At 56.9% G+C, this 10398-nt stretch carries 9 protein-coding genes and 2 riboswitches; of the genes, 1 reads left to right on the forward strand and 8 read right to left on the reverse strand.

Translation table 11 applies throughout. The features are described from left to right. Positions 1 to 42 precede the first annotated feature (42 nt). A complete protein-coding gene (locus E0E41_RS12435; protein WP_130870192.1) occupies positions 43 to 465 on the forward strand; it encodes a MarR family winged helix-turn-helix transcriptional regulator in 423 nt (140 codons plus the stop codon). Between the two features lie 437 nt (positions 466 to 902). On the opposite strand, the gene E0E41_RS12440 is transcribed toward E0E41_RS12435, so the two are convergent. The 8 genes from E0E41_RS12440 to E0E41_RS12475 form a co-directional block, all read right to left on the reverse strand. Next, complete coding sequence (locus E0E41_RS12440) at positions 903 to 3542, reverse strand: ATP-binding cassette domain-containing protein (RefSeq protein WP_130870193.1); 2640 nt, start codon at positions 3540 to 3542, stop codon at positions 903 to 905. Further along, positions 3539 to 4522, reverse strand: a complete 984-nt coding sequence (locus E0E41_RS12445; RefSeq protein WP_130870194.1) for a TIM barrel protein — start codon at positions 4520 to 4522, stop codon at positions 3539 to 3541. The genes E0E41_RS12440 and E0E41_RS12445 overlap by 4 nt, the downstream gene beginning before the upstream one ends. After that, positions 4519 to 5424 carry an energy-coupling factor transporter transmembrane component T gene (locus tag E0E41_RS12450; protein ID WP_242623773.1) on the reverse strand — a complete coding sequence of 302 codons (906 nt, stop codon included), beginning with the start codon at positions 5422 to 5424 and terminating at the stop codon, positions 4519 to 4521. Before E0E41_RS12450 ends, E0E41_RS12445 begins: the two co-directional genes overlap by 4 nt. Positions 5425 to 5440: 16 nt before the next feature. After that, the gene (locus E0E41_RS12455) at positions 5441 to 6058 is read right to left on the reverse strand and encodes a DUF4430 domain-containing protein (protein WP_242623774.1); all 618 of its coding nucleotides are present in this window, start codon (positions 6056 to 6058) and stop codon (positions 5441 to 5443) included. Between the two features lie 261 nt (positions 6059 to 6319). Beyond that, positions 6320 to 7954, reverse strand: coding sequence for an S-layer homology domain-containing protein (locus E0E41_RS12460; protein ID WP_130870196.1), 1635 nt, complete (start codon positions 7952 to 7954; stop codon positions 6320 to 6322). Between the two features lie 49 nt (positions 7955 to 8003). Continuing rightward, on the reverse strand, positions 8004 to 8573 hold the full coding sequence (locus E0E41_RS12465; protein ID WP_130870197.1) for an S-layer homology domain-containing protein: 570 nt from the start codon (positions 8571 to 8573) through the stop codon (positions 8004 to 8006). Positions 8574 to 8600: 27 nt separating this feature from the next. Then, entirely contained in the window at positions 8601 to 9020 is a 420-nt protein-coding gene (locus E0E41_RS12470; protein WP_130870198.1) for a hypothetical protein, read from the reverse strand. A 225-nt stretch (positions 9021 to 9245) separates the two neighbouring features. Then, positions 9246 to 9470: riboswitch (cobalamin riboswitch) on the reverse strand. A gap of 2 nt (positions 9471 to 9472) precedes the next feature. Continuing rightward, complete coding sequence (locus tag E0E41_RS12475; protein ID WP_130870199.1) at positions 9473 to 10231, reverse strand: homing endonuclease associated repeat-containing protein; 759 nt, start codon at positions 10229 to 10231, stop codon at positions 9473 to 9475. A gap of 15 nt (positions 10232 to 10246) precedes the next feature. Next, positions 10247 to 10382, reverse strand: a riboswitch (cobalamin riboswitch). Between the last annotated feature and the right edge of the window lie 16 nt (positions 10383 to 10398).

The following is a 10398-nucleotide window of genomic DNA, read 5'->3' on the forward strand; positions in this document are numbered from 1 at the left end:
GCGCCGTGTCAGTGCTATATTGACAAACATAGGAGTGATAAAATGGAACTGGAAAATTGCATTAATTTCTTGTTAAGTACCGCACAGCATAATGTATTTCAGTATTTGAACAGCCAGCTTGCGGAATATGGCATCACTCCGGCGCAGTACGGCGTTATGAATTGCCTGTGGAAATACCGGGAGCTCACCCCCAAGCAGATTGGAGAGCTGCTGCACCTGGAGGCCTCGTCGGTGTCCGGTATTCTGGAACGGATGCAGAACAACGGCCTGCTGGAGCGGAATGTGGATCCTGAGAACCGGCGTATGATCCGTGTTTCCCCGACGCAGAAGACCCTGGATCTTCAGTCTGCCATAGAGAAGATTATTCTGGAGATGAATGAGCGGGTGCTGGCGCCGTTTACCCGGCAGGAGCAGGAGCGGATCCGCCAGAGCCTGACCGTGATCGGCAATCTGGATCTGACTTGACCGCAGCCGTACAGACCTAAAAACAGCGAAACGGGACACGCCGCAGTTTTTTGCGGCGTGTCCCGTTCTTTGGAGCAGATATAACAAAAACCCTGAAACCATCGTGGTTTCAGGGTTTCCATTTGGTGGACGATACAGGACTTGAACCTGTGACCTCCCGCACGTCAACACCAAGTTTTGCTTTTTTCTAATCTTTTTTGGAGGTTTACAGCCATTTCTATTCCGAATAGATTGTTTTCCGGTTCGTTTGAAACGCACACTTTCCGGCTGTTTCGACCCTGTCTGTGGCTGGTTGTGTGGTCAAAGAAACGATAAAAATAGAACGAGAATATCCTGGAAAGCCGTATGCTATCTTCACTCTATTGAGGGAATCTGGTGAAGGAAGATGATTTTAATACGCTGTTAACAAAGATATCCTTCTGAGGTTCTCAACGCATTTACTCAACCAGACCATATTTGACCTTTATACGATCCAGTTTTTCCAGCATAGGTTCCGCACCAAACCACAAAAACAGCCAGGTGGCCATGGCGTGGATGCAGTCAAAGGGCATTCCTACGACATAACTGCTCAGCAAGATGCCGCCTGTCAGTTCCCGGTTTGCCGTCAGAGCCGAAGCCGGATTCATGATACCACCGTAAATCAGAATCGCGCAGAGAGCACCAAAGACACACAATGCGCCCCGGGTCCTCATCAAAAGTCCCTTGCGGAACAAAATGCCCGCCAGAAATCCGATGATACCCATGGAAAACATCTGCCATGGTGCCAGGGGGCCTTGCCCGAACATGACGTTGGAAGCCAGCATCGTCATGGCTCCCACCAAAAAGCCGGTTTCCCCGCCAAAGGCCACGCCTGCAATAATGGTCACCGCCATCACCGGCTTGAACTGGGGCAGCATGAAAAAGAATGCCCGGCCTGCCACGCCAATGGCGCACAGCACCGCGATGATGACCAGCTCCCGGGCCTGGGGCTTCCGGCCTTCAAAGGCCAGGAAAAAGGGAAGCATGGTTTCCAGCAGGATCAGGAGGGAGATAAAATAATACTTCTTCCCGCCCAGATAGGTGATCCCCACAAAGAGCGTCACCGGAATGAGCAGCAAGATCAGAACCGTTGCCGCCAGTGTGCGTTTGGCCAGCTTCCGCTGTTCCTTCGGCGTCTGCTTCAGATAGTCCGGCCGATGGCTGCGGCGTGTAATACAGACGGCAAACACGATCAGGGAAATGCAAAAAATCAGGTATAGCACCAGCTGCTCGCCCGCCAGGGAAGTCAGCCCCTCGGCGGTGACCATTTCGGTTAGATCCGCCACGCCCATAAAAGAAAGAAACAGAAAAAGCGCGACCCCCGCTGACAAGGCCGCCAGAAGCTTGCGCCACCAGGGCAGCTTTTTGGGCTTTTCCGCCGCGCTTCCTTCTTTCGGCTCCGGCAGGGGAGGGATGTCGTCCGGCAGCTCCGGCGCAGGCGGCAGATACCCGCCGCACAGGGCAATCACGTCCTCCGGCGTCACAGCTTCAGGCTCCAGCTCCCGCGCCATGCGGTTGGCGGAGGTAGTATAAAAACTGTTGCCCGAAAAGAAAGCCCGGGGCGTACCCTCTGCCACGGTGCTGCCGTCAAAAAACAGAGCGCAGCGATGGGTATAGCGGGCACAGAATCCGATATCATGACTGACCATCAGGATCGTAACGCCCCGCCGCAAAAGCACCTGCAAAATCTCCGCAAGCACCTGTTTGAACTCCGCGTCCAGTCCCTTGGTGGGCTCGTCCATCAGCAAAATGTCAGGATCCAGCAGTAAGACCTTGGCCAAAGCCGCCCGCTGCTGCTCACCTCCGGACAGGTCGTAGGGGTGACGATCCAACAGGCCTTCCAGCCGGCACAGAGCGACCACATGGGCGATCCGCTCCGCCTGCTCGGCTTTTCTGCTGCCCAGAATCTCTGCCAAATCCTCCCGAACCGTTTTCTTTACAAAGAGGGCCTGGGGATTTTGGGGCAAAACACCGATTGTGCCCTGACAGTTTACCGTTCCCCGATAGGGCTTCAAAAGTCCGGCCAGCAGCTTTAGAGACGTGGATTTACCAGCGCCGTTTCCGCCCAGAAGGGCGTAGAACTCCCCTTTTTTCAGGGTAAGGCTCAATCCACGCACCACATCCGGGTTGTTTTTCTCATACTTGAACCACAGCTCCGATGCCTCCAGTACAGGATCTTCCGGATATACCCGTGACGGTTCCGGCGGTATTGGATGCAGCGGATGCTTTGCTCCATAGTCTGTCAGCCACTCCCGGCCTTCCCGAACTGTAACGGGGCATGAACCGTTCTGTTCCACTGCCGCCCACACCCGCATGGCAGTGGGCATGGCCAGAAACATGGTGTGCCCGCTCGTCCGCAGGGCAGCGCCCACCTCGGCAGGTGTGCCGCTGCACAGCAGCCGCCCTTCCTCCATGACGGCAACTCTGGTGGCCAGGGGGAAGGCGTCTTCCAAACGATGCTCGGTCAGAATGATGGTTGTGCCCAGCTCCCGGTTGATCCGCCCAAGGGTGGCCAGAAAATCCGACGCTGCGATGGGATCCAGCTGGGAGGTGGGTTCGTCCAGGATCAGTACGGAAGGCTGCATGGCCATGACGGAGGCCAGATTGAGCAGCTGCTTCTGTCCGCCGGACAGCTCGGTCACATTTTTGTAAAACCAGTTTTCGATGCCAAAGAAGGCCGCCATCTCCGCCACCCGCTGGCGGATCACCGGCGTTTCATAGCCCAGGCTCTCCAGCCCAAAGGCCAGCTCATGCCAGACCTTGTCAGTGACGATCTGGTTGTCGGGACTCTGCTGGACAAAACCGATTCGCTCCGTCTGCTGCCGCTGATCCATGGAATCCAGCGGTTGTCCTTCAAAGAGAATGGTGCCGCTCCGTCTGCCATGAGGCGCGAGAACTGTTTTCAGCTGCCGCAGCAGCGTGGACTTTCCGCAGCCGGAGGGTCCGCAAAGTACCAGAAATTCTCCCTGCCGGACAGTCAGGCTCATGTCCCGCAGGATAGCCCCGGACTGCTCCGGATAGGAAAAGCAAAGGTGTTCAATTACAAAGGTGTCTGTCATGGAATATTCTCTCTCTTCCGCAGCAGGACCTGTTGGGTCTCTACCGCTTGTACCCGCTCCGCTCTGGCACGGGAGGTCAATTCGTGGGTCAGCCATGTCGGGTCGATCCGCTCCAGAACGGGCAATATGGCTGGATCCGTCCAGGGCCGGTGCTGGTCGATCTGAAGCACATGGGCATAATTGATGGAAAAACGCTGCCCGAATTCCTCCGGCCATTCCTCTGGCAGCCGGCCCGTGTGGCTTTGGACATAGGGACCGCTGAGGGACTGATGGAAATGGACGCCGCGAATCATAGCGCTGAGGCTGCCGTGCCGATCCAGCATAGCGCTGATATAGGCGGCTCCCTCACTTTGGCTTCGCAGTTCGGTACAACAGTTTATCAGATGCCCTGTATCCAGCAGGATTCCTTTATTGGCATAGCGTATGCCGTCCAGCAGCCGCTCTGTCTGCCTGGGCTCGGTGAAGGTAAAGCCCGGCCACCATTGGTTTTCCACCAGAAAAGCAAACGGCCACTGTTTTCCAGGCAAAAGCTCGTTGATGAGCTCCACAGCGGCGGTGATGACCTGATCGTTGGTGTGGGAGAAGCGATAGGTAAAGCACTCCTCCATGGAGACGTCTGAAACATGGAACACCACATATTCGGCGCCCAGGCGTTTTGCACGTTCCAGGTCGTCACGGTACTGCCGCAGCAGCGTCTCCCGGCCCAGTCCGCCGTACACAGCGGAGGCTTGTTCCAAAGTGCCGTATTTCTCCTTCAACGCCGGCCAGTTACCGTTCCAGAGATCCACCCAGTCATGGAAAAAGATCAGGTGGTAGCCCTGTACCAGCCCGGCAGGGAGTGCTTCCGGGATGGGTTCCCCACCCCATATGGCCTCAATGCCGTCACAGCCCAGGGCGTGCACCTCCTGCTGCAGGTCCGTCCAGTCCCGGTATTCCCGCAGCGTATCAGAATAGAGCGGCAGGCTCATACTTTGAATCATGTTGCAGTCTCCTTACTATGCAGCCCAGCCCACACCCGGTCTGCATGGACGTTGATTGCCACCGGCGTCAGGCACAACCCTGCCCAGCAAAGCAGAAGGCAGACGGTCACAGGCGTCAGCGGCGCGCCTTTTATGGTTGGATAATACCGCCAGAAAAGGCCGCCTGTCAATGCGCTCCAGCCGAGAACACCCCCGCAGAAGCAGAGCCACAGCAGGATCATCTTGTCCCGCTCATCAAAGCGGTAAATGGAAAATGCCGTTCTGCCCGGCAGCCCATAGCCCCGGCTCTTCATGCTGTCCGCCGTCTCAATGGCATTTTCCAGCGCCCAGGTAACCATAATGGAGAAGATTGTCACGGCGTTTCGGATCCGCCGCAGGAGGCTGCCATCGGAGACGTCCCGCCCCACACAGCGCTGGGCCTCGCTGACCACATGAAGCTGCGCCTTGAACTTGGGCACAAAGCGCAGCGTCATGGACAGCACCAGGGACAGGGCCGGGATCACTCTGCCGAACAGATACACGAACTTGTCGGAGGTCATCACGGCGGTATAACAGGAAAACCAGGAGATCACGGCGGCCAGCATGGCGGCGGCGGAAACGCCGTAGAGAATGCTCTCCAGCGTCAGGGGGTTACCCGTGGGCAGATAGGTCAGGATTGTAATGCCCTGGTGATTGAAGGCGGGATTGATTATCAGTGTCAGGAGCATCATGGGCAGGAGAAACGCCAGGGAAAACCGCACCGCCCGCTGACCGTTGAGGTACACCGCATAGACCACGCTGCCAGCCAGAGAAAGCCCCAAAATGATAGGGTGCAGGCAGAACATGGTCACCAGCAGGACCAGCGCAAAATACAGGAAATTGATGACTGGGTGGCAGCTGGAAAAGGCATCTCGATTTTGCACGGAGGTCTCCTTTCTGTTACGCTACCGGCCTGCCGACATCAGCTCCATAATCGCAGGTATAGACCCACTCCACTACATCGCCGTCCTGCAATTGATAGCGGCTGCATCCGTAGTTGGGAAACCAGTCGTTGACACTGTACATCCAGCCGGACAGCTCGCCCACATCGAATTCGTAGAGGTTGTGGATGCCTTCGATATAGGCGGAGTTATACATAGGCGTATCCTCAAACTCCATATGGATCTTCTGCTGCTTGCAGGTGCGCTGGAGTACGTTGAAGACGCTTTCCCCCTCATAGAAGGTAACGGTCATGGGCTCCAGGATCCATCCGTCCTCCGGAACCAGTTCTTTTTTCTCCGGATCACAGAGATCCAGATTATCCAGGATGGTCGCACAGGAGATGGAAATGGTGCAACTGTACGCTGTTGTGCCGATGGTCACATCCTGAGGCTCCACCGGCAGCGGTTTGCCTTCCGGCACCGGATCGGTCAAATACTGATCTTTTCCCGTCTCCGGGTTAATGACCATCTCTGGCTGGTCGGATGGCCGGGGCTGTTGGGGCTGCTTGGAAGCGGACGGCTCAGCAGTCTGCTCCGGTGTCGCTTTTGCTGGTTCTTCCTTTGTATCATCCACCACTGCGGAGGGCTCCGGTGTATGTTCCGCAGCTGTCTCCCCGGGGGTCGGAACTGCCGGGGGCTCCTGCGTCTGGACCGGTTCCGGCGTATCGTGTAGATCACCTTCCAGCGCAGGCTGGGACGCCTCATTTGCCGGGACAGTCCAACCCCGTGCGCCGGGAGCATTACCCCCATACCAGAACGCGCCGGCCAGCACTGACGCGATCAGAACCGGTATGAGTACTTTCCATTTATGCTGTTTCCACCACATGACGGATTCTCCTTACAGCAGTTTGGCGCTGTCCAGCATACGATACAGCATTTCGGCGATCTCACAGCGCAGGATCGCACGGGCAGGCTCCACATTCAGGTCGCTCTGGTTGAGGATGTCCTCGCCATAACAGAACGCCACTCCCTCCTGAGCCCACTGGGCAATGGTCACGTAGTCGGTAAACTGTGCCAGAACGTTGAGGATCTCGTAGTTTTCCAGCTCCGTATCCATACCGCAGAGCTTGGCGGCACGGGCCACCATGACGGCGGCTTCCTGCCGGGTAATGGTGCCGTCGGGATTAAAGCGCCCATTGCCTGCCCCGGTAATGATGCCGTAGGAATAGGCAGTCCCCACATAACCGGCGTACCACGCGTTGGAGGACACATCGGTAAAGGCGTTGGTGGCCTTGGGCGTCAGCCCCAGAGCCCGCACAACGATGGCGGCAAACTCCGCACGGGTCATGGTGGCATTGGGGTCAAAGCGGTTGTCGCCCTTGCCGTTGATGATACCCCGGGAAGCCAGCGCCTCGATGGCCGTCTGGTTGGCGTGACCGGCCACATCGGCAAAGGAGACGCTGCCGCTGACGGGTACCGGCTTGACGTCGGCGTGCTTGCCGGGCAGGCCAATGGTTTCCTTCGTTACGCCAGTCACATGAATGGTCACGTCATCCATGTGGTAGAGTGTGCTCTTTCTAACAGCGGCGCGCTGGGCTGCCACCAGGCCGTAGAGGCCCTGCTCGCTGGCCATCTGGCTATCACCGTTTCCAGCGGAGGTATGGAGGAAGCTGCCGTTGTCCTGCCGGTAGCTGAGCAGATTCTCCAGCAAGGTATGGCCGTTTTTCACAAAGCGGGCGTCATTCAGATCAATGCCCAGAGCGCACAGGCCCACGATGACCTGCACCACGCTTTCGGAGCTGCTGGTATTATGGCTGGCATAGCCGCCGTTGCTCTCCTGGGCCGCGCTCAGGCAATCCAGTGCCCGGTCAATAGCCGCCTTGACCTCGGGCTGGGACTGATAGCCGGCCAGAGCCTGGAGGGCCATGCCGGTAATATCGGGGTCGCTCTGACCGGCACCGCCCTTGTCAGTCAGGTTCCAGCCGCCGTCGTCCAGCTGCCGGCCAAGGATCTCGTCCACATACATCTGCCGTGTGGCCTGGGTCTTGGCGTTCTGGTTCCGGGGCATATCATAATTTCCTGAATCCAGCGCGATCAGCGCCCAGATCGGGCCGTTGATACCCTGCCAGATGGTTTTGTCAAAGTCTCCCAGAGGAGTGAGCAGGTTATAGCCCGCCACATCGGAGGGATCGGCGCCGATGGCGGTGAGGGCCACGATGAGGCGGGAATATTCGGTGTACTTCTTGTCGTGAAGGTTACCCTTGTGCTCCTCCACATAGTCCTCCACCGTGGCATAATAATCATCCCAGTATTTCTGGGGAACGTCGTAGCCGGAACGGGCCAGACCGATGACAGCCCATTCGCCGCCCACGGATCCCACCTGAGGCTCACGAACGGTGTTGAGCATATACTTGACGCTGCCCTGTACTGCGGCGGTCAGATCCGTCTCCACCGCAAATGCGGGGACACTCAGGCTGAGCAGCAGCATGAAAGCCAGGAGAAAGCCTGTTCCGCGTTTGAAAACTGTTTTCATAGGAACTCCTTTCCGTGCCGGGGCGTCTTGCGCCCCGGCACGCCGTTTGTTATTTCGTCAATTCTGTGAAGCGCATGAGGATGGTCGCCACTTCGGCACGGGTGGCCGTACCGGTGGGATCAATGACATTGGCGGTTTTGCCGGAAATCAGTCCGGCGCCCACCGCCCACGCCATGGCATCGGAAGCCCAGGCGGCGATCTGATCGCCGTCAGCGAATTTGCTCAGGTCGCCTTTGGCGCTGGTGTCCAATTTGCTGTACTTGGCGTAGCGGTAAAGCATGGTAGCTAACTCTTCACGGGTGATCGCCTGCGTGGGTGCAAACTTGCCATCGCCGACGCCGCTGACGATACCGTTGGCGCTGGCCCAGGCCACGGCAGAGGTATACCAGGTATCCGGTGCCACATCCATAAACGTTTTACCTTCACCCCTTGCAGCAGGCTCGCCGGACAGACGATACAGGATGGTGGCCAGCATGGCCCGGTTCAGGGACTCGTCAGGAGCAAAAGTAGTGTCGCTGGTGCCGTTCATCAGGCCGTTTCCATAGACATAAGTAATGGCTTCAGCGGCCCAGTGGCCGGACAGATCGGTGAAGGGCATGGTCTTCTGTGTGGTTACCACAAAGGTGCTCAAATGGGTGATCTTCACCTACATGCTCAGTTTCCCGTTTTGCTTGATGCAGGTTCCGGAAACAGTTTCTTTGGAGCCGTCGGCCCTGAGTGCGATCACCTTGTAAGTCTCGCCGGAGACAAAGGCGGAGCCAGTCACCGGAATGGTGACGGTCAAGGATTTTCCGTCAAAAGTGGTAAGTTCCTTTTTGCCGGAGGTAATGGTCACTTCCACTACTATCGCGTCTTCCAACTGGGAAGCGCTTACCTGCTCCTTGACATCCTCAGGTTTCTTGGCTTCCACTGTGATCGTCACGGTGCTGCCGCCGGCCTGCCGGGCAATGGCGTCCAGAGCGGCGTTGGGAATGGACACGCTGCCCACACCGGTCTGCACTTCCAGGGCCGCGTCGGTGTTCTTGACCACGTCCTTCAGGGACTGGGTGGAAACTTCCGTCATCACCTTTTTGGCCTCGCCGGTGACCTGAGGCGCAATAACAATGGCGCTGCTGCCCTCGGTCTTGGCCGTAGCGATACCATGACAAACACCAGCAGCAGGCTCAATACTCGTTTCTTCATATTTCCTCCGTCTCTCCTTTCGAGTGTTGCTCTGCCAGGACATAAAAAATGCCGTGACAGATCCCAATGATCGCCACAGCCGTGTTCCCATGGTCGGGTCGCATTTCGACGACCCTTTGCATTCCTTGTAGGTCTTCTGACTTGCGCTTCCGGAGAAATTCCCCACAACGCCGGATCTGCCTTCCCAGGTCTCCCCAGTGACTGACTTTCGTCAACGATCCGGTGTCTCGGCGCTTACAGCGGCGGTTACCGTTCGGGACTTGCACCCGATTCCCTTGTTCATCCCTCCCTCTGCTTCCGCCGAGACAGGGCCACAACAAATGCTCTATTTACTTGTCAGTTATCCATCTTCGCCTCCTGCCATTTCTCAAAATGCTCCGCGGCGGCAATTACGTTCTCCCACGAACGGAATCGCTCACAGAGGATCTTCGCCTGCGGTACATCACGTTTGCGCGGCGGGTATCCAAGGCGGCATCTGCGGCGGGTCACATCCTCCAGAGCACCGCAGATCTCCGGCTCCTCCGCCAGCATCTGTGACCAATCCGGCATAATCAAATCCGGTGTTGGTAATCGCCGCATCCCGGCTGCCCGCAGTGCGCCTGGCCAGGTACCAAACCGCGCTTTCAGGTAGATGCGATACAGAGAAAAGACCTCATCCTGTGTGGGCGCACGTCCCAGGCGTGACGCCGCATCGTGCAGAACAGCCAGCAAATCCTCGTCGGAATAACTGGCATAGACCGCCCTGCCAAGCCCACTGGACAGCGTAAGAGATGTATAAGGGTGCTTTTCGCCGTTGTCTGCGTACTCTGGTGGAGCTTGCTGTGCCCATTTCTGTATCAAATTGCGGTATTGTTCTGCCTCTTGCGGCGTAAGTCTAGCTGGGCGAGCCTGCCTTCGCTTGCTGACGGTCTTCACCCCCCTTCCAGTTTCGGGATCTGCTGCCGGCTCAGAAAACAAAAAGCCGGCAGACAATGGTGTCTGCCGGTAAAAAGCAGATATCCATTGCCGATCCCTGCAAATAGAGTTTTTGTACATTAAAAATGTACAAAAACCCAAGCCATCTCCAAACATGGACATGGCTGCAAAAATCGGCAATGGATACCACCTTGATCAATTACCATGGAACAGGCTGACAATCCTGGCTTATGGCCGGAGCCAAATACAGTAGAGGTAAGACTGCGCCGGATTCTCACCGGCTTGTCAGTTGGCATATGTCAAGCATATGACCTGTTCACGAAAATATTCTATCCGCTTTTTATGAC

The organism is Intestinimonas massiliensis (ex Afouda et al. 2020), assembly GCF_900626285.1.
In the GTDB taxonomy this organism is placed as follows: Bacteria; Bacillota; Clostridia; order Oscillospirales; family Oscillospiraceae; genus Flavonifractor; species Flavonifractor massiliensis_A.

Bases quoted from the DNA above. Each gene is read 5' to 3' on its own strand.
- E0E41_RS12435 (WP_130870192.1), top strand. From the start codon at position 43: ATGGAACTGGAAAATTGCATTAATTTCTTGTTAAGTACCGCACAGCAT.
- E0E41_RS12440 (WP_130870193.1), bottom strand. From the start codon at position 3,542: ATGACAGACACCTTTGTAATTGAACACCTTTGCTTTTCCTATCCGGAG.
- E0E41_RS12445 (WP_130870194.1), bottom strand. From the start codon at position 4,522: ATGATTCAAAGTATGAGCCTGCCGCTCTATTCTGATACGCTGCGGGAA.
- E0E41_RS12460 (WP_130870196.1), bottom strand. From the start codon at position 7,954: ATGAAAACAGTTTTCAAACGCGGAACAGGCTTTCTCCTGGCTTTCATG.